The 26963-nt window shown below is 70.1% G+C and carries 21 protein-coding genes; 9 read left to right on the top strand and 12 right to left on the bottom strand.

The features are described 5' to 3' along the window. Window positions 1-7 precede the first annotated feature (7 nt). Together KUTG_RS46185 and KUTG_RS46180 are read left to right on the top strand one after the other, a co-directional pair. Complete coding sequence (locus KUTG_RS46185) at window positions 8-802, top strand: arylamine N-acetyltransferase family protein (protein ID WP_043726254.1); 795 nt, start codon at window positions 8-10, stop codon at window positions 800-802. 3 nt (window positions 803-805) lie between these two features. Continuing rightward, entirely contained in the window at window positions 806-2317 is a 1512-nt protein-coding gene (locus tag KUTG_RS46180) for an FAD-binding oxidoreductase (RefSeq protein WP_043726252.1), read from the top strand. A gap of 2 nt (window positions 2318-2319) precedes the next feature. Here the strand turns inward: KUTG_RS46180 and KUTG_RS46175 are convergent, their stop codons facing one another. Beyond that, entirely contained in the window at window positions 2320-2712 is a 393-nt protein-coding gene (locus tag KUTG_RS46175) for a winged helix-turn-helix transcriptional regulator (RefSeq protein WP_043733063.1), read from the bottom strand. A 79-nt stretch (window positions 2713-2791) separates the two neighbouring features. On the opposite strand from KUTG_RS46175, the gene KUTG_RS46170 reads away from it, so the two are divergent. Next, window positions 2792-4249, top strand: a complete 1458-nt coding sequence (locus KUTG_RS46170; RefSeq protein WP_198047578.1) for an MFS transporter — start codon at window positions 2792-2794, stop codon at window positions 4247-4249. 179 nt (window positions 4250-4428) lie between these two features. Here the strand turns inward: KUTG_RS46170 and KUTG_RS46165 are convergent, their stop codons facing one another. The 7 genes from KUTG_RS46165 to KUTG_RS46135 all read right to left on the bottom strand — a co-directional run bounded on the left by KUTG_RS46165 (window position 4429) and on the right by KUTG_RS46135 (window position 10895). Beyond that, window positions 4429-4728: a GNAT family N-acetyltransferase gene (locus KUTG_RS46165; protein WP_052396221.1), complete on the bottom strand. Its 300-nt coding sequence runs from the start codon at window positions 4726-4728 to the stop codon at window positions 4429-4431. Continuing rightward, window positions 4725-5822, bottom strand: a complete 1098-nt coding sequence (locus KUTG_RS46160; RefSeq protein ID WP_198047577.1) for an LLM class flavin-dependent oxidoreductase — start codon at window positions 5820-5822, stop codon at window positions 4725-4727. The genes KUTG_RS46165 and KUTG_RS46160 overlap by 4 nt, the downstream gene beginning before the upstream one ends. Window positions 5823-5847: 25 nt before the next feature. Next, the gene (locus KUTG_RS46155) at window positions 5848-6804 is read right to left on the bottom strand and encodes an ABC transporter substrate-binding protein (RefSeq protein ID WP_043726249.1); all 957 of its coding nucleotides are present in this window, start codon (window positions 6802-6804) and stop codon (window positions 5848-5850) included. A 32-nt stretch (window positions 6805-6836) separates the two neighbouring features. Beyond that, window positions 6837-7613, bottom strand: a complete 777-nt coding sequence (locus tag KUTG_RS46150; protein WP_043726247.1) for an amino acid ABC transporter ATP-binding protein — start codon at window positions 7611-7613, stop codon at window positions 6837-6839. Further along, on the bottom strand, window positions 7610-8608 hold the full coding sequence (locus KUTG_RS46145) for an amino acid ABC transporter permease (RefSeq protein WP_084580618.1): 999 nt from the start codon (window positions 8606-8608) through the stop codon (window positions 7610-7612). The genes KUTG_RS46150 and KUTG_RS46145 overlap by 4 nt, the downstream gene beginning before the upstream one ends. A 187-nt stretch (window positions 8609-8795) precedes the next feature. After that, the gene (locus tag KUTG_RS46140; protein ID WP_052396836.1) at window positions 8796-10280 is read right to left on the bottom strand and encodes an argininosuccinate lyase; all 1485 of its coding nucleotides are present in this window, start codon (window positions 10278-10280) and stop codon (window positions 8796-8798) included. A gap of 51 nt (window positions 10281-10331) precedes the next feature. Next, complete coding sequence (locus KUTG_RS46135; protein ID WP_043726245.1) at window positions 10332-10895, bottom strand: helix-turn-helix domain-containing protein; 564 nt, start codon at window positions 10893-10895, stop codon at window positions 10332-10334. A gap of 253 nt (window positions 10896-11148) precedes the next feature. Here KUTG_RS46135 and KUTG_RS46130 point away from each other — a divergent pair, with 253 nt between their 5' ends. Next, complete coding sequence (locus tag KUTG_RS46130; protein WP_198047576.1) at window positions 11149-15249, top strand: non-ribosomal peptide synthetase; 4101 nt, start codon at window positions 11149-11151, stop codon at window positions 15247-15249. A gap of 236 nt (window positions 15250-15485) precedes the next feature. On the opposite strand, the gene KUTG_RS46125 is transcribed toward KUTG_RS46130, so the two are convergent. From KUTG_RS46125 to KUTG_RS46115, 3 genes are all read right to left on the bottom strand, one after another. Further along, on the bottom strand, window positions 15486-17402 hold the full coding sequence (locus tag KUTG_RS46125) for a RiPP maturation radical SAM C-methyltransferase (RefSeq protein ID WP_043726243.1): 1917 nt from the start codon (window positions 17400-17402) through the stop codon (window positions 15486-15488). Continuing rightward, a complete protein-coding gene (locus tag KUTG_RS46120) occupies window positions 17383-18093 on the bottom strand; it encodes an LmbU family transcriptional regulator (RefSeq protein WP_063753646.1) in 711 nt (236 codons plus the stop codon). The genes KUTG_RS46125 and KUTG_RS46120 overlap by 20 nt, the downstream gene beginning before the upstream one ends. Before the next feature lie 1045 nt (window positions 18094-19138). Continuing rightward, window positions 19139-20125, bottom strand: a complete 987-nt coding sequence (locus KUTG_RS46115) for an ornithine cyclodeaminase family protein (protein ID WP_043726242.1) — start codon at window positions 20123-20125, stop codon at window positions 19139-19141. A gap of 217 nt (window positions 20126-20342) precedes the next feature. On the opposite strand from KUTG_RS46115, the gene KUTG_RS46110 reads away from it, so the two are divergent. Genes KUTG_RS46110 through KUTG_RS46090 form a run of 5 tightly spaced genes read left to right on the top strand, consistent with a single transcriptional unit; the run spans window position 20343 to window position 26649 of the window. After that, window positions 20343-22112 carry a non-ribosomal peptide synthetase gene (locus KUTG_RS46110; RefSeq protein ID WP_052396217.1) on the top strand — a complete coding sequence of 590 codons (1770 nt, stop codon included), beginning with the start codon at window positions 20343-20345 and terminating at the stop codon, window positions 22110-22112. Next, a complete protein-coding gene (locus KUTG_RS46105; protein ID WP_043726241.1) occupies window positions 22109-24016 on the top strand; it encodes a B12-binding domain-containing radical SAM protein in 1908 nt (635 codons plus the stop codon). Before KUTG_RS46110 ends, KUTG_RS46105 begins: the two co-directional genes overlap by 4 nt. A 13-nt stretch (window positions 24017-24029) precedes the next feature. Further along, window positions 24030-25187 carry an acyl-CoA dehydrogenase family protein gene (locus tag KUTG_RS46100; protein WP_043726239.1) on the top strand — a complete coding sequence of 386 codons (1158 nt, stop codon included), beginning with the start codon at window positions 24030-24032 and terminating at the stop codon, window positions 25185-25187. Window positions 25188-25227: 40 nt separating this feature from the next. Then, the gene (locus KUTG_RS46095) at window positions 25228-25998 is read left to right on the top strand and encodes a thioesterase II family protein (protein ID WP_043726238.1); all 771 of its coding nucleotides are present in this window, start codon (window positions 25228-25230) and stop codon (window positions 25996-25998) included. Between the two features lie 9 nt (window positions 25999-26007). Beyond that, on the top strand, window positions 26008-26649 hold the full coding sequence (locus tag KUTG_RS46090; RefSeq protein WP_043726237.1) for an FMN-binding negative transcriptional regulator: 642 nt from the start codon (window positions 26008-26010) through the stop codon (window positions 26647-26649). 9 nt (window positions 26650-26658) lie between these two features. Here KUTG_RS46090 and KUTG_RS46085 read toward each other — a convergent pair. Next, on the bottom strand, window positions 26659-26963 hold a 305-nt coding region (locus tag KUTG_RS46085), incomplete at its 5' end, for a flavin reductase family protein (RefSeq protein ID WP_198047575.1).

Here is a 26963-nt window from a genome sequence, read left to right as displayed (position 1 = left end):
AGAGACCATGTTCGACGCTGCCGAGTACCTGAAGCATCTCGGCTACGACGGTCCGCGCACCCCTGGCCTCGACACGCTGCGGGAGCTGCACAAGCGCCACGTCATGACCGTCCCGTTCGACAACTCGGCCAACGCCGCCAAGGGGCTCGCCGTCTGGGACGAGGTGGACGCCGACGTCGACGTCGTGTTCCGCCGGCTGATCACCGAGGGCGAGGGCGGTGTGTGCCACGAGCTCAACGGCATCTTCCGCACGCTGCTGGCCGAGTTCGGGTTCACCTACACCCTGCTGGCGGCCGGCGTGCGCGGCCCCGGCGGCGGCTTCGGGCCGGACCTGGAGCACATGCTGCTGTCGGTCCCGCTGGACGGCGAGACGTGGCTGGTGGACGTGGGCTTCGCCGGACTGTCCTTTGTGGAGCCCATTCGGCTGTCCTCCGACGAGCAGACGCAGTACGGCGTCACCTACCGGATCGTCGACCAGGACGGCTACCACCTGCTCCAGTACCGCGGCGCCACCGGCGACTGGAACGACGTCTACCGCTTCCACGACACGCCCCGCGAGCTGGCGGAGTGGAAGGCGGTCGCGCGGATCGGCCAGGACGACCACGAGTGGAACTGGGCGGGCGAGGTCATCGAGGCCGGCACCGTCGTGCGCTCCCGCGGTACCGAGGACGGGAAGCTGCTGCTGGTCGGACGGCGGCTGCTGCGGCAGTCGTCGGGCGTCGAGCGGATGAGCGTGCTGGTCAAGGCCGAGGATCTCGCGGCCGCCGTCACCGAGATCATGCACCCGAGACAGGAAGCCTGAGCCATGTTGTCCAGACGCTCTCTGCTGCGCGCGTCCGCCGCCGCTGTCGTCGCCGCCGGTGTCGGCCTGCCCGCCGCGGCCGCGACCGGCCCCCGCGTCGCCGGCAAGTGGGACGCCCTCAGCGCCGGTTTCGACGGCGAGCTCGTGCTCCCGTCGGACAGCGACTACGAGTTGGCCAAGCAGCTGCACATCGCCGAGTACGACGCGATCCGCCCGCAGGCCATCGCCTACTGCCAGACCCAGTCCGACGTGCGGAACTGCGTGTTGTTCGCGCGGGCCCAGAACGTGCCGGTGCGGGTGCGCAGCGGCGGCCACAACTACCACGGCTGGTCGACCGGCGACGGCCTGGTCATCGACGTCTCCCGGTTCGACCAGGCCACGATCACCGGCTCGACCGTCCATCTCGGACCGGGCACCAAGGCCATCGACGCCGTCTCGGTGCTGGGCCAGCACAACATCCAGGTCGTCGAGGGCACCTGCCCCACGGTGTGCGGCGGCGGTTTCATCTCCGGCGGCGGCGTCGGCTACGAGACCCGCAAGTACGGCCTCGGCGCGGACCGGGTCGTGTCCGCCACGATCGTGCTGGCCGACGGCCGCGTGATCAAGGCGTCGGACACGCGTGAGCCCGATCTGTTCTGGGCGATGCGCGGCGGCGGTGGCGGCAACTTCGGCGTGGTCCTCGACTGGGAGGTGCTGCCGATCCCGCAGCCGACGGCCGTGCAGTTCACGGTGTCCTGGCCGGTCGACGTGGCGGCGGAGCTGTTCGCGGCGTGGCAGCAGGCGCAGGCCACCGGCCCGCGCGACCTGGGCTCGGCGTTCGTGCTGGCCCTGCCGAACGCGGCGCCGGGGGCCACACCGAACCTGTTCGTGACGGGCCTGTACCTGGGCGCGGAGGCGGACCTGAAGGCCGTCATCGCCGAGATGTCCTCGGCGGCGGGCGCGCAGCCGACCAGCAGCTCGATGACGGAGCTCTCCTACGACAAGTCGTTGCAGGCCAGCTACAACTGCGACGCGCTGACCGTGGCGCAGTGCCACACGGTCGGGCAGAACCCGGTGGCGGTGCTGCCGCGCACGGGCCTGCAGCGGGAGAGCTACCGCATGTTCAACCGGGTGATGTCGTCGTCCGACATCAACGACATGCTCACCGCCTGGGACAACGGTCGGCGCGCGGGCCAGTTCCGCGTCCTGCACTGCATCGGGCTCGGCGGCGCGCTGGCCGACCACACGACCGACGCGATCGCGTTCCCGCACCGGGACGCGCTGTTCGTCGGCGGTTTCGTGGCCCAGTACGACAAGCCGACCGCGCAGGACATCACCGCGGCCGAGAGCTGGCTGGCCGACGGCACCGTCGTGCTCGACCGGCTGGCCAGCGGCGCGTACGTCAACTTCGTCAGCTCGGTCCTGCCGAACTGGCGCCAGATGTACTACGGCGGCAACTACCCGCGGCTGACCGACGTCAAGCACCACTACGACCCGACGAACTTCTTCCGGTACCCGCGGAGCATCGGCTCGTGAGCTCAGGCCGGCACGTGCTCGTGCCCCTCGTCGTAGGCGCGGCGGGCGGCGGCGATCGTGTGCCGGTGCTTGCCGGCCCAGTCGGTCAGCGTGACCAGGGACCGGTGCAGTTCCCGGGCGATGGGCGTGAGCTCGTACTCGACCTTGGGCGGGACGGTCGGATAGACCCGGCGGACCATCAGGCCGTCCCGCTCCAGGTTGCGCAGGGTCAGCGTGAGCATCCGGCGGCTGATCCCCTCGATCGAGCGTTCGAGCTCGGTGAACCGGATCGGCCCCTGCGCCGCGGCGACCACGATGAGGATGCTCCACTTCCCGGCCACCCGGTCGAGCACCTCCCGAACCGGGCATCCCTCGGCCATGACCTGCTCGGACACACTGGTGTTCCCCTGTTTCAACAAAGTGCCTCCTTTCACCATGCCTGATGGTTACCGATAATTACGTCAGTTACAAGTCGTACCTCATGGAAGGTTGGAAATGACCAGGATCGACGCTCCTCCCAGCAACCGGTGGGCAGCTCTCGCGGTGATCTGCGGGGGGACCTTGATGATCATCATTGACCAGACGATCGTCAGCGTCGCCCTGCCGTTCATCAAGTCCGACCTCGGCTTCTCCGAGTCCAGCCTGGCCTGGGTGGTCAACGCCTACGTGGCCTCCTTCGGCGGCCTGCTGCTGTTGGCCGGCCGGCTGGGCGACCTGTGGGGCCGCAGGCGCATGTTCATCGCCGGCATGGTGGTGTTCACCCTGTCGTCGATCGCGTGCGGCCTGGCCAGCAACGCGGGCATGCTGATCGGCGCCCGGTTCGTGCAGGGCATCGGCGGGGCGATGTGCTCGGCGGTGCTGCTCGGCATGATCTTCCCGCTGTTCCCCGAGCCCAAGGACCTGGGCAAGGCCATCGGCGTGTTCAGCTTCGTGCAGGCCGGCGGCGGCTCGATCGGCTCGCTGCTGGGCGGCGTGCTGACCCAGGCCGTGTCGTGGCCGTGGATCTTCCTGATCAACATCCCGATCGGCGTGGTGACCATCCTGTTCGCGCTGAAGCTGCTGGCCAAGGACACCGGCATCGGCGCGCAGGGTGGCTCCGACGTCACCGGCGGCCTGCTGGTCACCGGCGGCCTGATCATCGCCATCTACACCATCGTCAACACCGCGAACTACGGCTTCGCCTCGGTGAACACGCTGGTCACCGGCGTGATCGCGATCGCGTTGCTGGTCGGCTTCGTGATCCGCGAGGCCAAGGCGGCCACGCCGCTGCTGCCGCTGCGGATGTTCCGCTCCCGCAACGTCTCCGGCGCCAACATCACGCAGTTCCTGATGGTGGCCGGCATGTTCGGCTTCCTGTTCTTCAGCGCGCTGTACCTGCAGCAGTCCCTCGGCTTCAACGCGCTGAACACCGGTCTCGGCCTGATCCCGGTCGCGGTGGCCATCGGCGCGGTCGCACTGGGCCTGTCGGCCCAGCTGATCGGCAGGTTCGGCGAGCGGACCGTGCTCGGCGCCGGCCTGGTGCTGATCGCGATCGGCCTCGCGCTGCTGGGCCGGGCCCCGATCGGCGGCTCGTTCGTGGTGGACGTGCTGCCGGCGATGATCATCATCGGTGTGGGCTTCGGCGCGGCGATGCCGGCGCTGATGACGCTGGGCATGTCCGGCGCGACCGCGGCCGACTCCGGCCTGGCGTCGGGCATGTTCAACACCAGCCAGCAGGTCGGTGGCGCGCTGGGCCTCTCGGTGCTGGCCGCGCTGGCCGCGGACCGGACCGACGCGCTCAAGGCCACCGGCTCCAGCGAGCTCGAGGCGCTGACCGCCGGCTTCCACACCGCGTTCTTCGTGGCCTCCGGGTTCGCCGTGGTGGCGTTCATCGTGGCCATGTCGGTGCTGCGTAAGCCGGCCCAGGCCGCGCCGCAGGCCGAGGAGTCCGCTGTGGACAACGCGGTGGCCTAGCCGGCCGCGCAAAAAGCCCTCCCGCACACCGGTCGACGTAGTGCGTTGCGTGGGGGACGTGGTGACTAAGCGCTTTTGGAACGGTACACTTTCTCCAACAGGGAGCTCTCCTGTGGTTGAGCTTAAACACCGAAGGCGTCTAAGTGAGCGGTTCGACGCCAGTAGGGAACCTCCCAACGCTACTCTTGGATGGGCAGTCCCGTCCTGCGGTGGGCCGGGCTCGTCCAGACCCGCTTGAGCTCCGCGGAATCCGGGCCGTGCCGGCGAAAGCCGCCACCGGCCACGGTCATTCCCGCGGAGGTCAGCACCAGGAACCCGCCGTCCGGCGGATCGAACTCGGAGCCGTCGTACGCGCTCATCTCACGGTCCGCGCCCGCGCCGTACCGGACCCGGTACTCGTGGGTGAGACCGGCCAGCAACGGCGCGGCCAGCGGATCGGCGAGGCCGATCCGCTGGACCACGAGATCCGGAGCGCTCATCCGACGTGGGCGGCGGTCCGCAGACGGAACCGCAGCGGAGTGTCCGGATAGGACGTCTTGTACAGCCCGCGCCGCTGAAGCAGCGGCACCAGCTCGGTGACCACAGTGGACAGATCGTCCGGCAGGACGGCCGGACGCAGCCGGAAACCGTCGACACCGCCGTCGGTGTGCCAGTGCTCCATGAAGTCGGCCAGCCCTTCCGGCGTGCCGACAAAGGTCGCGGCGTCGGAGCTGAACGTCGAGCCGAAGCGGGCGTCCAGGAAGGCCAGGCGCTCACGGGCTGCGGCCTCGGTCGGCCCGAGCACCACGTTCAGGTCGGCCAGCACGGTCAGCGGGGTGCGCCCGCGGTGCAGATCCACGCACCACTGGGCCAGTTCCGCCCGCACCGCCAGGATCTCGTCCAGCGTGAACGGCGTGATGCACACGATGTCGGCGTGCCGGGCCGCCAGTTTGAACGGGGCCGTGAAATGCGCCAGCGTGACCAGCAGCGGCTGGCCGTCGGCCGAGGTCGGGATGCCCCCGAACCCGGTGGCGTGCACCTGTTCCCCGCACATGTGGGCCGGCCGCATCCGCTGCGGGTCGACGAACTCCGGCGCCGTCCCGTCGGCCGCGACGGCGTCGTCGGCCCAGCTGTCCCAGAACCGGATCACCGCGTCGACGTACTCGGTGACGTGCTGGAAGCGCTGGTCGGTGAAGTCCGCGTAGGCCTCAGGGTCGGCGGTCGCGTTGCGGCGCTCCTCGTCGGTGAGGAACACTCTCGGCCGCCAGCCGCCGCGCCCGCCGCTGACGCGGTCGAGCGTGGCGATCCGGGCCGCCATCGCCACCGGGTCGCCGCGCGTCACACCCGTCGGCACGAGTCCGATGCGGTGGGTGTGCGCGGCGGCCAGCGCGAGCACGAGCGGCGCGTCGAGGGCGCCGAACGTGGTGCCGGGCTGCGGCGACTCCACGCGCTGGTCGTCCAGGGTCACGAAGTCCAGCAGGCCCTCTTCGGCCAGCCTGGCCAGCGCCACGGCGCGCATGGGGTCGAACAGGTCGCCGGGTGTCACGCCCGGCGAGCGCCATGCCGCCGGATGCGCGCCGAATCCGTCGATCATCGTTGAGAGGTGCATCATGGGTTGCTCACGTACCGGCCGGTCCCTCCGGGTTGACCAGGGACTTGGGCACGGCCTCGCTGGACAGGCCCCACCGCCCCAGTAGTTCTGCGTACTTCCCGTCGCGGATCAGCTCGTCGATCGCCGCCGCCACGGGCGCGGCCATGCCACTGTCCTTCTTGGACATCGCCGCCACGAGGCTGGCCACCTGGCCCTTGCTGTCCGCGATCACGCCGACGACCTTCGACTGGCCGGTGGTCAGCGCGTGGAACGAGGCCGTCGGGTTCGGGCCGACGTAGGCGTCCACCCGCCCGGACTGCAGGGCCAGGTAGTAGTCGGTGGCCTTCTGGTAGTACTGGATGGTGATCGGCTGCAGGCCCGCGGCCTTGTCCTGCGCGCTCCACCGCAGGATCACCTGCTCCTGGTTGGTGCCCGAGTTCAGCGCGACGGTCTTGCCGGCCAGGTCGGCGGGCTTGGTCACCGTGAAGTTCGCGTCCGACCGCGCCTCGACGGCCAGCAGATCCTGGCGGTAGGTGGCGAAGTCGTACTTCTGCTTGCGCGCCTCGGTCACCGCGATGTTGGAGAAGCCGAGGTCGAAGCGGCCGCTGTCGACGCCGAGGAACAGGTTCTCCCACGAGGTGACCTCGCGCTCGGTCTTCAGGCCGAGCACGTCGCCGACGAGCACCGCGACGTCGTACTCGAAGCCGATCGGCGTCTTGTTGTCGGTGGCGTAGCAGCTCAGTGGCGGCGTGTTGTCGATGGTGCCGCCGACCAGCAGCGTGCCCCGCTGGCGCACGGCCGCCGGCGCCGTGTCGGCGATCGAAGCCACCTTGGTGGCCCGCAGCCGGTTCTGGTCGGGAGCGAGGTTGATGGCCACCGCGTGGGACGTGCCCGGCGCGGCCGGATCGCCGCCCTTGGTCGCGTCACACCCGGCCAGCAGCGTGACCGCCACCAGCACCAGGCCGGCCGCCGATACTCGGCGCATTGTCGTCCTCCAGACACCGCGACTTCGGGGAACTACAGGAACTTGGCCAGGAAACTCCGGGTGCGCTCGTGATCGGGGCGGACCAGCAGCCGATCCGGCGGGCCCTGCTCGACCACCGCGCCGTCCGCCATGAACACCACGGTGTCGGCGACCTCGCGCGCGAACGCCATCTCGTGCGTCACCACGACCATGGTGGTGCCCTGGTCGGCCAGCGAGCGCATCACCGCCAGCACCTCGCCGACCAGTTCCGGGTCCAGCGCCGACGTCGGCTCGTCGAACAGCAACAGCTTGGGCCGCAAGGCAAGCGCCCGCGCGATCGCCACCCGCTGCTGCTGGCCGCCGGACAGCCGGCGCGGATACTCGTCGGCCTTGTCGGCCAGGCCCACCCGGTCGAGCAGCTCGCGCGCCATCGGGTACACCTCGGCCGGGCGTCGTCGCTGCGCGGAGATCGGCGCCTCGGCGACGTTCTGCAGCACCGTCAGATTCGCGAACAGGTTGAAGTCCTGGAACACGAAGCCGATGTTGGTGCGCTGCTTGAGGATCTCGCTCTCCCGCAGCTCGTGCAGCCGGCCGCCGGCGCGGCGGTGGCCGATCAGCTCGCCGTCGACCATGACATAACCGCGGTCCACCTTCTCCAGGTGGTTGATCACGCGCAGCAGGGTCGACTTGCCCGCGCCGGACGGGCCGATCAGCACGGTCACCGAGCCGGGCGCGACATCCAGGTCGACGCCCTTGAGCACGGTGTTGTCGTGGTAGCTCTTGTGCACGCCACGCACGCGGACCATGGGCGGCACCGTCGACGCCGTCATCGCACCCGCTCCTTCGTGCGGCCGCCGGCCGCGATCCGGGCCAGCCACGTCCGCAGGCGTTGGATCGGCGTCGGCGGCAGCGCTTGCGAGGAGCCACGGGCGAAGTAGCGCTCCACGTAGTACTGGACCACCGACAGCAGCGCGGTGAGGATCACGTACCAGATCGTCGCGACCATCATCAGCGCCACCACGCGGCCGTTGCGGCCGTAGATGACCTGCGCCTGGTAGAACAGGTCGCCCAGGGCCATCACCGAGACGATCGACGTGCCCTTCAGCAGCGTGATGATCTCGTTGGTGGCATTGGGCAGAATGGTCCGCATCGCCTGCGGCAGCACCAGCCGCGTCAGCTGGCGGCGCTTCGGGATCCCGAGCGCCGCGGCCGCCAGCAGCTGGCCCCGGTCGACCGAGATCACCCCGGACCGGATGATCTCCGCGGCGTACGCGGCCTGGTGCAGCGCGAGACCGAGGACCGCCGCGCCCATCGGACCGACCAGTTGCAGCGTGGGCGCGGAGAAGAACGCCGGCCCGAACGGAATCCCGAACGACAGGCGCGGGTACAGGTAGGCGAGGTTGAACCAGAACAACAGCTGCACGATCAGCGGCACCGACCGGAAAACCCAGACGTACAGCCATCCCGCCGCGTTGAGCAGGGGGCTGTGCGACAGGCGCATCAGGGCGATCACCAGGCCCAGCGCGAACCCCAGCACCGTGCCGTACGCGGTCAGCTGCAGCGTGAGCCCGAGCGCGCCGAGAATGGTCGAATCGGCGAAGAACTGCCGGAACACCGGCCAGTCCCAGCCCGGATTCGTGACCAGCCCGTGCACGAACTGCGCCGCGAGCACCAGCAGCACGGCCACCGCGACCCAGCGGGCGGGATGGCGCACCGGCACCACCGGAAGGGTGGCGAGAGCGTCGAGGTCGTCGTCGGCGAGCACCGTCCGCACGGGCACGGAAGCACCCGGCGGCACAGGTGTGCGCTGCGGTGCTGGACTCATGACTGCTCTCCCCCGGGCTGACGACCATCCGAATGCTATGCGGATTCCGGAGGCGTTCTACCTCGATTACCGAGGGAATTGACCGCCGGTTACCGGGTGGTGGAGCCTTGCCACCGGCGGGTCGCCGCGCTGCGATAAGGGGTTGCGCCGTGGCCGTGGTGCGGCTACGGACGCGCAGTCACGAGGTTCACGGCCGAGTGCCCAGCAGGTGGTCGACGCGGTGCACGGCGTCGTCGACGACCCGCCGCCGCTCCCGCCACTGACCGGTCAGCTCGGTCAGCCTGGCCGCCTGCTCGTCGCGCGCGGCGAGGACCAGATCGGGAGCCGCGGCGCCGTACGAGCGCTTGCGGGCCAGCTCGGCGTCCGGGTTGAAGACGTCGGCCAGCAGAACGGCGGGATCGGACAGGGAGTGCCCGTGCGTCTCGGCGGCCGTGGCCAACAGGTCGGGGCGGACGTCGGCCGGCGCGTGTCCGGCCCGCATCGCGGCGGTGATGTAGGCGCCGGTGATGACCTGCGCGGTGCGCCAGGGCACGCCCGCGTCGAGCGTCAGGCGGTTGGCCAGCGCGAAACCGCCGAGGAACTCCCGCTCGCAGGCGGCGCGCATGCGATCAGCGCGGAACTCCAGGCCGTCGAGGACGGCGCGAAGCAGGCCGAGCGCCGTGGTGAACGACGACATGGCCGTCGGGAGCAGGGCGCTGCCCTCCTTGGAGGTCTCCACGGAGTTGGCGTAGGGCACCGCGCGCTGGGTGGTCGCGACGTCGACGTACCACGCGGTCAGGTGCGCCGTCCGCCCCCTGATCCGCTCCAGGATCGGATAGTTCTTCTTCTGCGGCATGGCCGAGGAGATGCCGGCGAGCTCGTCGGGCAGCTCGCAGAAACCGTAGGCGCTGCTGGTCCAGGCCATCAGGTCGGTGGTGAACCGGCTCAGCACCACACCGGTCGTCGAGCACGCGCCGGCCAGTTCGAGCAGCCATTCCCGGGACGCGACGGCGGTCAGCGCGTGGGGTTCGGGCCGGGCGAACCCGAGCAGCTCGCTCATGGCGTGCCGGTCCCAGTCCAGCTCCTGGCCGGCCATGGCGCCGCTGCCGAGCGGGCAGGCGTCGAAGCCGTCGTAGACGTCGCTCAGCCGGGCCAGGGCGTGCAGCAGCCGTCCGGACAGCGCCGCGAGGTGGAAACCCGGCGACACCACCTGGGCGGCCTGGAGGTGCGTGTATCCGGGCATCACGTCGTGCGCGAGCGGGCCGACCCGGTCGATCGCGGCGGCCGCGCACCCGGCCAGTTCGGCCGCGGCGGCCAGGGTGATCTCGCGGGCGGCCATCAGCTGCGCGCAGGCCTGAAGGTCGTTGCGGCTGCGGTCGGCGTGCCACGCCGGGGCCGGCGCGTCGAGCCGGCCGAGCACGAACCGCTCGATCGCGAAGGCCATGTCGGACATGCTGCCGCCCATGCCCTCCACGATCCGGTCGGCGGTGATCTCGTCCAACGCCCGCGCGATGGCCGCGACCTGGTCGGCCGGCAGCACCGCCATGCGCCGGAATTCCAGCAGCAGCACCTTTTCCAGGTGCACGTAGTGGTGCAGCAGCGCGCCGGCCTCGTAGCGGAACTGCGGCTCCAGCACCTCGGTGCGCAGCAGCTCCGTCGGCCCCGCGCTGATCCGGCCGGTGAGTGCCGCCACCGACGTCTCGTTCCCCCCGGACAATGCGCCTCCTGGTGGTCAGGCTGGTGGTCAGGCCTGGTGCGGCGCGTAGCTCACGATGAGCAGGCAGCGCGCCGGGCCGTCGATGGACTCGTAGACGTGCGGCCGATCGGCCGGAAACCGGGCGTAGTCGAACCGTTCGAGCCGGACCAGCTTGCCGGCCGGGCCCGCGAACGCCGCGCCCTCGACGACGATCAGGTGCTCCACCGTGCCCATGGCGTGCGGCCCGGCCTCGTACCGCGTTCCCTCGCCGAGCACGATGGCGTAGGACTCGGTGATGCCGCGCGCGGGCCACCGGCTGTAGAGCTCGATCGCCTCGGCGCCGTCCTCGGGCGTCACCACGCCGACCGTGCCCCTGACCACGTGCACCTCGGCCTCGTCGGCCGGCTCGACCAGCAGGTCGCTGAAGCCGGCCCCGAGCGCGTTGGCGATCGACCACAGGGTCTGGATGGTCGGGTTGCCGACCCCGGCCTCCAGGCTGGACAGCGTCGCCTTGGCCACGCCGGACAGCCGGGCGAGGTCGGCCAGGGACAGCTGGGCACGGGCGCGGTGGTGTCGCACGTTGGCGGCGACGATCTGAGCTGCACGGTCCATGGTTCGCGCCAATTCGGTCTGGGAGGGGCCAGCGGCCGGTTACCGGGACAGGATGCCATCCCGGCCCCGCCGATCCGGCACCCGTCAAGACTAGCGAGCCGAACATTCGTGCCGATACATTGGTACGGAAGTCAGGATGGCGGAGTGGGCGCGCGCGGCGCCCCCGCCGGGCCGGGCGGCGCGCGTTCGGCGTGCCGATCGATCATCCCGCGCCGATCGCCCGAGCCGACCACGGTTAGGAGGCAGAATCCCGATGGACACAGCTCGTGCCGAGCGGATGCGGCGTCGGATCGCCCTGCACCACGGCATCGACGTGCCGGTGCGGCCGGCCGACGGCCGATCCGCAGCCACCGGCGCCGAGGACCTGCCCGCGACCTTCGCCGACGTGGTGCGGCGTTGCGGCGACCGGCCCGCCGTCCGCTGCGCGGGCCGCGAACTGACCTACCGGCAACTCGACGATGCCTCATCACGGCTGGCCGCGGCGATCGTGGCCCGGATCGGCCAGGACACCCGGCCCGTCGCCGTGCTGCTGGACCGGACGCCGGAGATGATCGTGGCCGCGCTGGCCGCGGTGAAGGCCGGGGCCGGCTACGTGCCGCTGGACCCGTCGAACCCGGCCGGCCGGCTGCGGCTGATCCTGGAGGACGCGGCGCCGTCGCTGGTGGTGACCGCGAGCGGCGTCGCCGACCTGGTGCCCGGGCACCTGGACACGCTGTTGGTCGACGAGGCGCCGATGCCGGCCGCGCACGAGTGGCGGCAGCCCCCGATCCAGCCCTCGGATGCCGCCTACACCGTGTTCACCTCGGGCACGACCGGGCGGCCCAAGGGCGCGCGGGTGTCCCATCGGAGCCTGCTGCACCTGCTGTCGAGCACCGGACAACTGCTCGGTTACGGCCCGGAGGACGTGTGGACGCTGTTCCACTCCTTCGGTTTCGACTTCGCGATCTGGGAGACGTGGGGCCCGCTGCTGTCCGGCGGCTGCGTGGTCATCGTGCCCAACGACCTGGCGCGCGACCCGGTCGAACTGCGCGGCCTGCTGCGGGACGAGCGGGTGACGGTGCTCAACCAGACCCCGAAGTCGTTCGCCCAGCTCATGGCCGAGGACGTGCGGCACGCCGACCGGCTGCCGCTGCGCTACGTGTTGCTGGGCGGCGAGGCGCTGCGCTTCGCGGAACTGCGGCCGTGGATGGACAAGTACGGGGAGGACTCCCCCCGGCTGGCCAATATCTACGGGCCGAGCGAGGCGACGGTGATCGCCTCGTACTACCCGCTCAGCCGGGACGACCTCAACCAGACCAGGAGCCTGATCGGCCGCCCGCTGCCCGGCCTCGACTTCGTGCTGGTCGACGAGAACCTGGCGCCGGCGCCCGCCGGCACACCGGGCGAGATCGTGATCACCGGCCCTTCGGTGGCTCTCGGCTACGCCGGCCGCGCGGAGTTGACGCAGGACCGCTTCGTCGAGGTGCCCACCGCGACCGGCGGACGGCGGCGCGGATACCGGACCGGCGACCTGGCGGTGCTGACCGCCGGCGGCGAGTACGAGTTCCGCGGCCGCAACGACGACCAGGTCAAGATCAGGGGGTACCGGGTCGAGCCGGGCGAGGTCGAGGCGGTGCTCAGCGCGCTCGACCAGGTGAGGAAGGCGGCGGTGGTCGGCCGCGACGTGCCCGACATCGGCATGAGCCTGGTGGCCTACGTGGTCCCGGCCGACGCCGACCTCGCGGCCGAGACCTTGCGGGCCGCGCTGGCCGAGTCGTTTCCGGAGTACATGATTCCGCGCGCCTTCGTGTTCCTCGCGGACCTGCCGCTGACCGATCACGGCAAGCTCGACCAGCGCGCCCTGCCCGAACCGGTGCTGGCGGTCCCGGACGACGGTGTCGAGGCCGGTGCGGGCGATGTCGAGGCGCAGCTGCTGACCATGGTCAAGAGCCTGCTGCACAACAACGAGGTGACGCCGGGCACGGACTTCTTCACCGCGGGCGGCCATTCCCTGTTGGTCACCCGGCTGCTCGCGCACGTGGAGTCGGACCTCGGTGTGCACGTGACGCTGCGCGAGTTCTTCCGCGACCCGACCGTGCGCGGCCTGTCGACGCTCGTCCGCGCCGGACGTAAGGACGCGGGCGCGCACGGGTCGAGCCGCGGCAACCCGCGCGCCCTGGTTCCGCTGATGGCGCCGGATCCGGACAACCCGCCGCTGACCGATCCGCAGTCGCGCCTGTACTTCATCGACCGGCTGGCCAAGGGCATGACCGCCTATCACCTGCACACCACGGTGATCCTGGACGGGCCGCTCGACGAGGCCGCGCTGGAACGCGCCTTCGACGTCGTGGTGGCGCGGCACGCCCCGCTGCGGACCGTGGTGAACGTGAGCAACGGTCGGCACCGCTCGCAGGTCCGGCCGCACCTCGGCTTCCGGCTGCCCCGGGAGGATCTGGTCATCCCGGCCGGCAGCACGTGGCGGCAGGCCCTGGTGGCGCTGTCCGCCGCCGAGACCGACCGGCGCTTCGACCTGCGCGAGGACCTGATGCTGCGCGCGCGTCTGGTCCGGGTCGTGCCCGGGCTCGCCGCGGTGATGCTGACGATGCACCACATCGCGGCGGACGGCTGGTCGATCGCGGTGCTCAGCCGCGAGCTCAAGCTCCTCTACCAGCACTTCCGCGACAATCCCGGCGGCGAGTCGCCGCTCGCCCCGCTGCGCTACGGCTATCCCGACTACGCCCACAGCGTGCAGGAGTGGCTGGCCTCGGCCGAGGCCGAGACGGACATCGGCTACTGGATCCGGCGGCTGGACGGGCTGCCCGAGGCCTCGCCGCTGCCGCCCGACAAGCCGCGGCCCGAGCAGATGACCTATCGGGGCGCGGCCACCGAGGTCGTCCTCGCCGACGACGCGGCCGACCGGCTGCGGCGGCTGTGCCAGGAGCAGAACACCACGCTGTTCATGGTGATGGAGGCGGCGCTCGCCGTGCTGCTCGTCCGGCGCGGGGCGGCGCCGGACGTCGCGTTCGGCTCCGCGGTGGCCAACCGCCCGTTCGCCGAGCTCGACGAGCTGATCGGCATGTTCGTCAACACCCTGGTCAGCCGGATCACCGTGCGCGCGGACGAGTCGTTCCAGGAACTGCTCGGCCGGGTCCGCGGCGACACGCTCGACGATCTCGAGCACCAGCACGTGCCCTTCGACGTGGTGGTCAAGCGGCTCAACCCGCGGCGCAGCTCGGCGGCGATGCCGCTGTTCCAGATCATGATCATCGTGCAGAACAACGAGCCCGTGACGCTGGAGCTCGACGAGATCGAGGCGACCAGCCTCAGCGTCGTCGAGGACACCGCCAAGATGGACCTGCATCTGGAGGTGTTCGAAACCGGCGGCCGCGTCACGTTCCGCTGGACGTACAACACCGATCTCTTCCACGACGAGACGATCGAGGGGCTGGCCACCGACTTCGAGCGGCTGATCGCCGAGGTGACCGCCCGCCCGGACGCACGCGGCACGCTGCTGTCCGGCGCACCGGGGCTCGACGACGCCACCTCCGCCTCGCCCGCGCCGACGGCCCTGTTCCCGTTGCGGTCCAGCGCCAGCACTGCCCCGGCCGTCGTCGCGCTGCCCGGCGGTCTCGGCCTCGAATCGTCGTTCGCGCAGGTCGCCGCGTATCTCACCGACCGCCCCTGTTTCGGGCTGCCGGTGCGGGAGATGGTCGAGGCCCACGGCGCCGGACTGACCCTGAGCACGCTGCTCGACGACTGCGTGCGGGCCGTCACCGCGTCCTGCCCGGGCCCGGTCCACCTCGCGGGACACAGCGTCGGAGGCACGCTCGGCTTCCATCTCGCCGACGCGCTGGTGCGACGGGGGCACGAGGTGCGCAGCCTCACCCTGCTCGACTCCCCCGCCCCGATCGGACTCACCGACCTGCTGATCGGGAGCCGCGAGGAACTCCTCGGCTCGTTCCTGTCCGCCGTCGCCGACGCGTTCCCGGACGCGGCCCAGCGGTGGAGCGCCGAGAAGTTCGAGCTGGAGGGGGCCACGGAGGCGGACATCCTGGCGCACGGCGACCGCCTGCTCCGACAGTCCCAGCTGGACCTGTTGGACGGCAGCCTGCGCGGACCGTTCGAGTACTACGCCGCGATGCGCACGCTCGACTGGCCCGAACCCGGGGTGCTCCCCTGTCCGGCGTTGCTGATCAGGGCGACCGCCGGCGGCGGGTCGAGCGATGTGCGCCCCGAGGAGTGGCAGCAGTGCGTGCCGGTCGGCCTGGACGAGGCGAAGGTGCCGGCGACGCACGACGGTCTGCTGCGGGCCCCGCATGCCCGGTCGGTCGCCGCCGTGATGTCGCGCTTCCTGCTCCGCGCCGACGTCCGCTGACCGGAATTGGCCAAGGGATGTCCCCGTCAATTTATTAGAATGAAGTGATCTGGATAGTCTTCGGCCGGTGGTAGTGCCTAGGTCGGCACGTATCTCTCTGTCCTTACCCACAGACATGCAAACAGACCCATACCTACACTCTTTTAAGGCTGCAGTATACTACACACGAGCCCACCACTGGGCTGTTGTTTGTATAAATCGAGACTCCAAAGTCGCACATAGGCAGCGCCGGAGATTCAGACCTGCACGAGGGGAAGCAGTCGCGGGGCCGCGACCTCGACCGGCTCGTCCGGGCCGTCGTCGGTCACCTCGTCCAGCATGACGAGGCTGATCATGGTGTCGCCCTCCAGGAAGAGGAACCTCCGTTCGGTGAACTCGGTGACCAGCTCGGCCAGCCGCTCGGCGGAAATGCCCAGCTCCGTGACCAGCTTGCTCGACCGGCTCGGCGAGGCGAGCCGGCGCAGCAGGGCCGCGCCGTCCTCCTGGACCGGGGTCCACCGGTGCTGCTCGAACCTCGTGTCCAGCACACCCAGCTCGCCGGCGTCGTCGGTGAGCAGGGCCAGCCGCGGTGGCGTGTCCCGCTGCCAGGCCGCCCGCCAGCTCCGGACCTGGAGCTCGACCTTGCCGAGCCACTCGGCGGAGTGCACCTGGTAGGGCCCCAGATTGTCGTCGACGAAGAAGTACGCCAGATCGAAAAGCCTCTCGTCGGGCACGACCGGATAGGCAAGGCGGTAGAACTCCAGCGGCGCCAGATCGAGCCCGAATTCCGCGGCCTTGTTGAAGTAGGGGCTGTACCGGTCGAAGCGGACAAGGAAGGCACCGTCGGGCGGCGGCAGGTGCGTCAACGAGGGAAGATCGGTCACGTATTTCTCGAAGACCTCCGCCTCTTCCCCCGGAAATCCCATCAGCAGGTTCCAGCTCGGCTCGACGTCGTACTTGAGGCACTTCTGGAGGAACTGGAGGTTGAGGAACGACGTCGTGCCCTTGGCCATCAGCTTGAGCGTCGAGGTGGCCAGCGCTTCGATGCCCGGCTGCACGATGCGAACTCCGGCCTGCGCCATCGACTTGAAATCCCGGTCCGAGATCGGCACCTTGACTTCGTAGAACACCGAGACGTCCGCCGGCGGGCGCATATTCGGCAGCACCTCGCGCATGTAGTTCCTGGGCAGGATGTTGTCCGTGCAGTGAAAGGACTTGCACCAGGGCGCGTACTCGAAGAGCCACTCGAACTGCGCGAGCGCCTTCTCGGGCTCCATGGCGCGATATCCGATACCGAGGCCGTTGAGACCACAGAACGTGCAGTGCGATTTCTCACCCCACCAACATCCGCGCGAGGTCTCGAAGTAGAGCCTCGGCGACGCCGAACCGGCGGTCGCACGTAATTCGTCCTCGCACTGCTTGAACTTGTCGACGAAGCCGCTGAACTCCGGCCGCACATAGTCGTCGATATCGCGGTCCCGGCCCATGGACTCCCGGATGCCGGGCCTGTTGACGTTGCGCCGCGAGATGATGCCCGGGATGTCGTCGGCCGACTCGGGCTTGCCGTCGAGCACGCAGCGGACGAATTCCGGGAAGCTGTGCAGGGCGGGACCGGAGAAGATGAAGTCGAGCGCCGGCATGTACTCGGCGAGCACCGTGCCCATGGGAGTCTCACAGTTGGCGCCGCCCATGACCGTGATGACGTTCGGGTTGCGCTCTTTGATCATCCGCGCGAGGGCGATGCTGGCGATGTTCTGCGAGAACATCGACGTGAACCCGACGATATCGGCCTCGGCCAGCCGGTAGTCGTCGATCATCTTGCCGCAGAAGTCCCTCAGCCGGCCCCTGACCTGCATCAACCGGGCCCGAAAGCCAGCGGAGCCGTCGTCGGCGAAGTAGCGCCCGAAGTAGCTGTCGGCGTTGTCGGGGACATCGGGAAAGGCCAGCGCACGGAACAGCCATTCGCCGACACCGGCGATGAGGTGTTCGGACTGGTTCACGAAGATCTTGTAGTCGCCGGCGCCGAAGAGCAACGCGAAATCAAGGTTGATGTAGCGCACATCGGTCTCGACGGCGTCACCGAACTCATGATTCACATATGCGGCGAGCTGACTCAGTGCCACCGATGGGCGATCCCAGTCGGCGAACGGCATGTTAACCAGTGCGATCCGCATAACCATCCTCTTCCCCGCCGTTGCCGAGCTGGGTGTCAGGCGGTCCGCTTTCGGAGTCCAGTTCCAATTCGGCGGCGTGGTCGAGCGTCGAGAGCACCCACTGCTCGAAGGCGACACCCGCGCGTTCGGCCGCCTGACGCCAGCATTTGACCCGGCTGCCGGGCACCGCGAGCTGTTTCATGCTCGCGTCGCCTTCGGATAATCCGTTGTGCTGGGCCATGCGAACGGCGCTGCGCAGTTGCTTCGTCGTCCAGCTGCGCGCCTCGGCCTCGTCGAGCCACTGTTCCTGCTCGTCGTCCGGCAGCGAGGCGATCTCGGAGTGGTGCTGGAAGGACAGCTGCGCACGTCGGCGCTCCAACGGGAAACGCCGGGCAACCCAGGCGTAGTTTCGTAAGGTCTGATAACTGAGGTTGACGGCCTCAACACCGCGCTGATACCGGTCGGAATATTGTTCCTTGCCGAAAACCAGCCAGTCACCGAGCCACCAGCAAGAGGAGTCAAGAATTCCGGACAGCCGCCTGCCGGCGACCTTCCACTCGCTGAAGGAAAGGCCTTCCGGAATGTGCAGGCCGTTTTTAGTGGTGAGGATTCTTTCATCTGACGGATGCCGCTGTTGAGGTGGCCGCGCCCCGGCGTGCCGATCACGAACCATGGCCGAAGCCGAGTACGAAACACTGTTCGAGACAGTCATCCCCCTACCCATCCCCCCTGGGTCGGAACCTTGAGGTCGATGCTAGGACAACCCTAGGTAGCTGTCCAGTAGCGATTCGCAGTTGCCCGGAGTGTAAATGTGACTGTTTCGCGAGGCCAATAGGTCACGCCACCCGAAGACGATATTCCGGGACCACCGCGCGGATCGGGCATCGGCGCCGATGCCCGCGCTCCGGCCAAACCTGGGCGAACCTCAGGTACGTTTTTGCTGGTGACGGGGACGATCTGGGGAGGCTTCGCCGCCGGTCGGCGCCCCCCGCTCCGTCTTCGGGCCAGCGGGCTCGTCCCGGCCGCCCATAACGGGTCCCGGCCTGCTGGTCCATGACCCGAACGTGCGTTCCGGCGCCGTCATGTTGGTGATCTTGGCGGTAGACAGGATCGTCCCGAACCACATTGGATCTTGTTTTCTCCCGCGGAGGACAAGGCAGCGAAGGACGAGCCGGCAGCGAACAAGGCAGCACCGCGCGCGGCGGCGTCCCCGGACATACGGCCGCCGGTGTGGTCATGGGTGTCCCGGCACAGGCGGAACACCTGCGCGGCACTAGAAAGGTCCACGCCGGCGACGGTCGCGATCGAGCTCACGCGACCCATCATCCCGCCTCTGCTTCCATCGGGCGCGACATGCGCGCGGCTACCCCGCACGGCGAGCGCGCGGCAGCCATCACGCTCGGGTGCCCCGGCCCGGGGCGACGAGCGGGGCGGGTCGACCTCCTTTCCCGTGAGCGTGCGGTCGTCGTCGTGCCCGGCGGCCGGGCGCGGGCGGATCACCGGCGCGCCGCTGCACATGCCGCCCGCCAGCACAAGGCGAACGTGGATCCGCAAGACGTCGGAACGGTCACACTGCCCTTTCGGGCAGCGGCCGTCGGTTGCTGTGACAACAATCGCCGCAGGTCAGGGGCCCTCTCCCGCACCGGCGGCGCGAAGCGCCGACGCCGGACGAAGATCGGGAAGCAAGGGCATGGCCCGCTCGGTGGAGCGGGTCTGGCGGAGTTGGTTCCGTCCCGTTGACGGGACATCACCCACGGTCAGAACGACACCTCCTGACCGACGCCGCGGTGGCGGGCCCGGTGGGCGATGAAGGAGGCCGACAGGGTGTCCTCGACAGCCAGGCCGAGGGATTTGAACAGGGTGGTCTCGTCGGGACCGCGCCGGCCCGCCGACCGGCCGAGCAGCAGCTCGCCGATCTCGGCCAGGACCACCTCGGGGCCGAAGGCGCCGCGGCCGATCGGGATGACCAGCTCGCCGGCCTCCGCCAGCGCGGAGGACCGGCTGTCGACGAAGACCGAGCAGCGCGCGACGAGCTCCTCGGTGAGCTCGCGCTTGTCGGGGAAGGACGAGCCGACGGCGTTGACGTGCGCGCCGGCCGGGACGTCCCGATCCCGCAGGACGGGCTCGACGCTGCCGGTCACGGTGCAGATGATGTCGGCGCCGTCGGTGGCCTCGGCGACGGACGAGGCCACGCTCACCGGGAACGGGTAGTCCTGGGCGGATTCGGCGAGTGCGCGGGCCCGTTCCTCGGTGCGGGACCAGATGCGCGCGCCGCGCAGCGGCCGCACCGCGGCCATCGCCTCCAGGTGGCTGCGGGCCTGGACGCCGGCGCCGAGGATGGCCAGCGTGGCGGCGTCCGGACGAGCCAACAGGTCGGTGGCCACGCCGGACACGGCGGCCGTGCGGATCTCGGTGATGGTCGCGCCGTCGAGCACGGCGTCGGGGCGTCCGGTCAGCTCGTCGAAGGCCAGCACCAGCCCGGAGTTCACCGGCAGGCCGCGGCTCGGGTTGTCCGGCTTGATGGCGATCACCTTGATGCCGAAACCGCCGTGCGGCACGTCCGGCGACGGCGCGGCATAACCGGGCATCACGGCGTAGGCGTCGCCGCCCGGGATTCGCAGCATGAGGCGCTGCGGCACGAGGGCCCGCGCCGAACTGAAGGCGACCAGCGCGGAACGCATCAGCTCGATGGATTCTTTCATGGGGAACAACTCACGAATCGCGGCGGCATCCAAAACCAGCATCACATACCTCCGATCGGGAATACTTCAACAGTGTTTGCCGACCGGACAACACGTCAAGTTCCCCGCCGCACCGGCGACATTGACCGTGCGCGGCCGGGTCGAGTAGCGTCACGAATATTCGCGTGTCGTCCCGAGTCCGTCCTTCCTCACCGAGGAGGACAGATATCCTGCTCGTGGAAGGTCAGCCTGTCTTATGCGCGAAGACACATCTGTTGGGATGGCCAGGCCGCTGCTCGATCGAATAGCCGATTGGCGCGAACGCCGTCCCGATCAACCCGCGATCGACAGCGGTGGGCGCGTCATCACCTATGACGAGCTGCACCGGTCGGCGCGACGCGTCGCCGGGAAGCTGCGCCGGGCGGGGGTGACACGCGACGTCCTCGTCCCGCTGTGGCTGGAGCGGTCGCCGGAGCTGGTGGTCGCCGCCCTCGGCGCGCTGCTGGCCGGCGGCGCCTACGTCGGGATGGACGTGCAGGATCCGCCCGGGCGGGTCGCCCAGATCCTCGCCGACTGCGCGGCGCCGGTGGTGCTGACCACGCGGCGGCTCGCGGGCAGCCTGCCGGCCGGCCACGGCACGGCCGTCTTCGTCGAGGACCTCGTCGCGGACGAGTCGGTCGAGGAGCCGGACGGCCCGGGCGGCGCGCCCGACGACCTCTGCTACGTCACGTTCACCTCGGGTTCCACCGGCGCGCCGAAGGGCGTGCTCGTCGAGCACCGCGGCGTGGCCGAGCTGGTCGCCTGGCACATCGAGAAGTTCGCTGTCCGACCCGGCGACCGGATGCCGACCATGGCCCGGCCCTCGTTCGACGGCTGGGGGCTGGAGGTCTGGCCCTGCCTGGCCGGCGGCGCCACCCTGTGCCTCGCGGACAACCGGCTGCCGGAATCCCCACAGGACATGGTTGACTGGCTGCGGGACGAACGCATCACGGTCGGGTTCTTCACCACCGTGCTGGCCACGCAGCTGCTCGATGCCCGGTGGCCGCGGGACGGCGTTTTCCGGGCGATGCTGCTCGGCGGCGAGAAGCTGCACGCGCCGCCGCGGATCCGCCCGAAATTCGCGCTCTACAACGTGTACGGCCCCACCGAGACGACAATGCTGGCCACCTGCGGCGAAATCACCGCGGACGCGCCTGCGGACACGCCGCCGCCGATCGGTTCTCCGCTGCCCGGATTGCGGGCCCATGTCCTGGACGAGAATCGCCGGCCGGTCCCGGACGGGGAATCGGGCGAACTGCACCTGTCCGGAATCCAGGTCGCCCGCGGCTACCTCAATCGCCCCGAGCTGACCGAACGCAAGTTCCTTCCCGATACGGAGCACCCGCGAGAACGTATGTACGCGACCGGTGACATCGTGCGTCGACGCCCCGACGGGCAATTGGAATTCCTCGGCCGCAACGACAGCCAGATCAAGCTGCGCGGTTTCCGGATAGAACCTGGGGAGATCGAGGCGGCCATGCTCGAACTGCCCGGTGTCACCGGCGCCGCCGTCGTCGTGCACGAGACGCCCGGCCAGGACGGCGCCCCCCTCCGACGGCTGGTCGGCTACTGGACCGGCGCGGGCGACGGCTCGGACTCCGAGCACCTCGGGAAGCTGCTGGCCGCCGCGGTGCCGAGCTATCTGCTCCCGCATCCCCTGGTGCGGCTGGACGCGCTTCCGCTGACCCCGCACGGCAAGACCGACCGGCCCGCGCTCGCGGCCCGGCCGCTGGACCAACCGACCGAGCAGAACGGCGGCTTCCGCAACGACGTCGAGCGGGTGCTGGCCGAGGTGTGGGCCAAGGTGCTCGGCCTGGCCGCGGTGGGCCGGGCCGACAGCTTCTTCGATCTCGGCGGCGACTCCATCCTGGCGATGCGCGCCGCGGCGGAGGCACGCCGACGGGGTGTGCGGCTGGTGGCCGAGGACTTCTTCGAGACCGACATCCTGCACGAGCTGGCCCAGTCACTGCTGGAGTCCATCGCGACGCGAACGGGGCGTGAGGGCCGATGAGCAGGTCCGTCGCGCTGGTCGAGGTGCCGCTGTATCCGAACACCCTGCCGCTGGCCTCCGGTTATCTGCAGGCGTACGCCCAGCAGGACCCGCGGATCGCCGAGGAGTACTCCTTCGTGATCCACTCCCGGGCGGTGTCGCATCCCGAGCGGGAGCTGATCCGCGAGCTCGTCGAGCTGGACTGCGAGGTCTACGCGATGAGCTGCTACCTGTGGAACATGCGCCGGATCAGCGTGGTGCTGGCCGCGCTGCGCGAGGCCCGGCCGTCGGCCCGGTTCATCCTCGGCGGCCCGCAGGTGATGAACCGGATCACCGAGTACATCGACGCGAGCATGACCGACGTCGTCGTCGCCGACTCGGAGGGCGAGATCATCTTCTCCGAGTACCTGCGCGAGCTGCTCGGCGAGGACCCGGATCTCGCCCGGGTGCCCGGCATCAGCTTCTGGCGTGACGGCACGCTGGTCACCACGCCCGCACCCGACCGCATCAAGGATCTCGACGAGATTCCCTCGCCTTTCGCCGCGGGCGTGTTCGACGGCGCGGACTACGCCTTCGCCGTGGTCGAGACCAACCGCGGGTGCCCGTTCCGGTGCAGCTACTGCTACTGGGGCGCGGCCACCAACGACAAGGTGCACCGGTGGGAGCTGACCCGGGTCCGGGACGACCTGACGTGGCTGTCCGAGCACGGCGTCGAGAGCATCTTCCTGGCCGACGCCAACTGGGGCGCGCTGCCGAGGGACGTGGAGCTGACCCGGCATCTGGTGGAGTGCAAGCAGCGCAACGGCTATCCGATGATGGTCAGCATGCAGGCGGCCAAGAACCGCCCGGACCGGGTCACCGACATCACCGAGATCCTGGTGGCCGGCGGCATGCTGACCAGCCAGCCGGTGTCGCTGCAGACCGTCAGCCCGGCCACCCTGGCCATGGTCGACCGGTCGAACATCAAGGAGTCGACCTACGTCGAGCTGCAGCAGAAGCTGCACGAGAAGGAGATCAGCTCCTACACCGAGCTGATCTGGCCGCTGCCCGGGGAGACCCTGGACTCGTTCCGCGAGGGCATCGGCAAGCTGTGCCGGATCGGCGCGGACGTGGTGGTCACCTACCCGCAGCTGCTGCTGCCCAACACGCCGATGGAACGGCAGGCCGAGGTGCTCGGCATCAAGAAGGTCCGCGTGAACGACACCGTCTCCGAGGCGGACGTGGTCGTGGAGACCAAGTGGGTGAACCGACAGGACTACGAGCTGGGGCTGTGGTTCTACTACGCGGTCGTCGTGGCCTACAACGCGCGCGGCGCCTACTACACCGCGCGCTACCTGGACTCGGTCGGCGACCAGGATCACGAGACGTTCCTGGAGAACGTGGCGCGCTGGTTCCGCGCGCACGCCGACACCGAGCTCTGCGCCTTCCTCGCCCGTTCCATCGCCACGCTGGACAACTACGACATCAACAACGTCGGCAAGGTGCTGCACATGGTGATGCACTCGCACCGCGCCGAAGTGGACCGGCTGCTGCGCGACTACGTCCGCTCGCTGCCACGGTGGCGGGAGGATCCGCTGCTGCGGGCGATCTTCGAGATCGACCTGCTCGCCCGGCCCTACGTCTACCGCGAACCGCTGAGCCTGCCGGACGTCGCGCTGGACGAGGTCGCGGTGACCGACCACGGCCGCTACCACGTCACGGTGGACGCGCCGCGGGCGGCGGCGGAGTGGATCGGGGTGGAGCACACGCCGGACGGCGACCGGGCGAGCATGGTCATCGACCACCGCGGCCGGCGCAAGATGCCGTATCCGCGGCACCGCGACCTCGACCACAACGCCTCGTACTGCCAGGCGATGATGAACAGGATGCGCGACATCCTGCCGCAGTGGCGGGTCGCCGAGCCGGCCCGACCCGTCGCCGGGTGACCGGGGGACAGTGATGCGCGAGGAGATCCTGGCCGACGAGCACCGCGATTTCCGCGAGCTGGTGCGCACGTTCATCGCCCGGCGGATCGCTCCCCACTACGCGGCGTGGGAACGGCGCGGCGTGGCCGACCGCGAGGTGTGGCGGGCCGCCGGCGCGGCCGGCCTGCTCGGCATCGACATGCCGGCGGAGCACGGCGGCGGGGGCAGCGACGACTACCGGTTCCAGGCGATCCTGTCCGAGGAGCTGGCGCGGGCCGGCACGTACGCGCCGTGTCTGCCGCTGCACAACGAGATCGTCGGCTCCTACCTGCGCACGCTGGCCACGGCCGAGCAGCAACGACGCTGGCTGCCCGGGTTCTGCTCCGGGGACCTGGTCACGGCGCTGGCCATCACCGAGCCGGACGCGGGCAGCGACATCAGCGCCATGCGCACCACCGCCGTCGGGCGGGACGGCGGCTGGCAGCTCAACGGCAGCAAGACGTTCGTCTCCAACGGGCACAGCGCGGACCTGTATCTCGTCGTCGCGCTGACCCCGACCGACACGCGAACGGCCGCGCCCGCGCGCGGCACCTCGGCCAGCATGCTGGTGGTCGAGGCCGACCGGGCCGGGGTCAAACGCGGCCGGCTGATCGACAAGATCGGCATGAAGGCCCTGGACACCAGCGAGCTGTTCTTCGACGACGTGGCCGTGCCGGCGAGGAATCTGCTGGGCCGTCCGGGGCGGGCGTTCGGCTATCTCATGCGCAACCTGGTCCAGGAACGCATGTGGATCGGGATCTCCGCGCTGGCGGCGGCCGAGCGGGTGCTCGCCGAAACCCTGGAGTACGTGGGCAAACGCTCGGTGTTCGGGATGGCCGTCGGGCAGCACCAGAGCAACCGCCATCACCTGGCCGAGCTCGCCACCGCGGTCGAGGTCGCGCGCAGCCACTGCGACCGAGCGATCCTCGCGTACAACGATCGGCGGTTGAGCGCGGAGGACGCCGCGATGGTGAAGTGGTGGAACACCGAGCTGTGCCAGCAGGTCGTCACCCAGTGCCTGCAGCTGCACGGCGGGTACGGGTTCGTGCGCGAGTCCGTGGTGGCCCGCGCGTACCTGGACACGCGCGTGCAGACCATCTACGGCGGCACGACCGAGGTGATGAAGGAGATCATCAGTCATTCGCTGATCTGACCGGCTCGGGTCCGGTCCAGGGAGAAAGCGCGTCGGAAAAATGGTGTTGTCACGCTCGTGGTACCTGGCCTTCGAGCCGCGGCCGGACGCCCGGTTGCGGCTGTACTGCCTGCCCTGCGCGGGCGGCGGGGCTTCGATGTTCCGGACCTGGGCCGCTCGGCTGCCGGACTGGATCGAACTGCGCGCGGTGCGCCTGCCCGGCCGCCAGGGCCGGCACCGGGAACCCGCGTTCACGGACGCGGACACCGCCGTGGCGGCGCTGCTGGACGGGTTGGCGGACGACCTCACCGAGGACTACGCGTTCTTCGGGCACAGCATGGGCGCGCTGCTGGCGTACCGGATGACCAGGGAGCTGGTGCGCACCGGCGGCCCGCTGCCGCGTCTGGTGGCCGCCGCGTCGTGGCCGCCGGTCGGTGCGGCAGCCACGACCATGCCGGATCCCGCCGCCGGCGAGGAGGAGTTCGCCGAGGACGTGCGCAGGCTGGGCGGCGTGCCGGACGAGATACTGGCCGACCCGGCCGTGTTCCGCGCGGTGCTGCCGATGCTGCGCGCCGACTTCGCGCTCTGCCGCAGCTACTCCTACCGACCCGGGCCACCGCTCGACCTGCCGGTCATCGCCATGGGGGGCGAGCGGGACTGGGTCACCCCGCCGGACCTGATGCGCACGTGGGCGCCCGAGTCGACGGATTTCCGCGGCCTGCACCTGTATCCGGGCGGGCACTTTTTCCTGCGCGAGGAGGAGCCCGCACTGGTCGACCTCGTCGTGCGGACCATCGAATCGGTGGACTCGCCCAGTTCCGCCGTTGGCTGAGGGAGCCTCATGTTCGTGCCCGGCCCGTACCACGCGCCCGAGGACCGGTGGCTGGTCGACCTCGTCCGCGGTCATCCGCTGGCGCAGTTGGCGAGCAACGGCGCCGGCGGCGCCGCGCCGCACATCACCCACGTGCCGATCATCGTGGACCCGGAGCTGGACGGACCGGTCGACAGACTGGTCGGGATCACGCTGTGGGGGCACATGAACCGGGCCAACCCGCACTGGGCCGCGCTGGGCGGGGCCGCGAACGTGGTGGCGACCTTCGCCGGCCCGAACGCCTACGTCTCCCCCGCCGTCTACCGGACCGCGCCCGCCGCGCCCACCTGGAACTTCACCTCGGTGCAGGTGCGCGGCGAGCTGCGCAAGGTCGAGTCGGCGGACGACACACTGGCCACCGTGCGGGCCACGGTGGCCGCCCTGGAGTCGAGATTCGGCGCGGGCTGGGACATGACGGGCTCGCTCGACTACTTCCGGCGCATCCTGCCCGGCGTCGGGGCGTTCCGGCTGCGGGTCGCCGAGGCCGACGGCATGTTCAAGCTCAGCCAGGAGCAGCAGCCGGCGATCCGTCGGCGCGTCCGGCACTCGTTCGGCGGCTGCGAGGCCACCCGGGCGGTCGCCGGCCTGATGGACCGGCTCCCGACCGAGTGAGGCGGTGGCTCAGGCCACCGCCCACTTGCCGTACCGGCGCAGCCCGTACAGCAGCGGGCGCCGCTCCGTGCGGGTGCTGACCCGGACGATCTCGCCGAACACCACCATGTGGTCGCCGACCGGCAGCGGCATGAGCACCCGGCAGTCGGCGATCGCGTGGGCGTCCCGGCGCAGGTGTGGCCCGCTGCTCTCGCCGTCGGACCACCAGGCGACCTGGTCGAACCGGTCCGGGTCGCCCGAGGCGAACAGCTCCGCGGTGGACCGGGCGTGCTCGTGCAACAGGTTCACCACGAACTCGCCGCGCGCGAGGATGG

It is taken from the genome of Kutzneria sp. 744 (genome assembly GCF_000568255.1).
Lineage (GTDB): Bacteria > Actinomycetota > Actinomycetes > Mycobacteriales > Pseudonocardiaceae > Kutzneria.
This window is presented reverse-complemented; position numbering and strand designations above follow the sequence as displayed.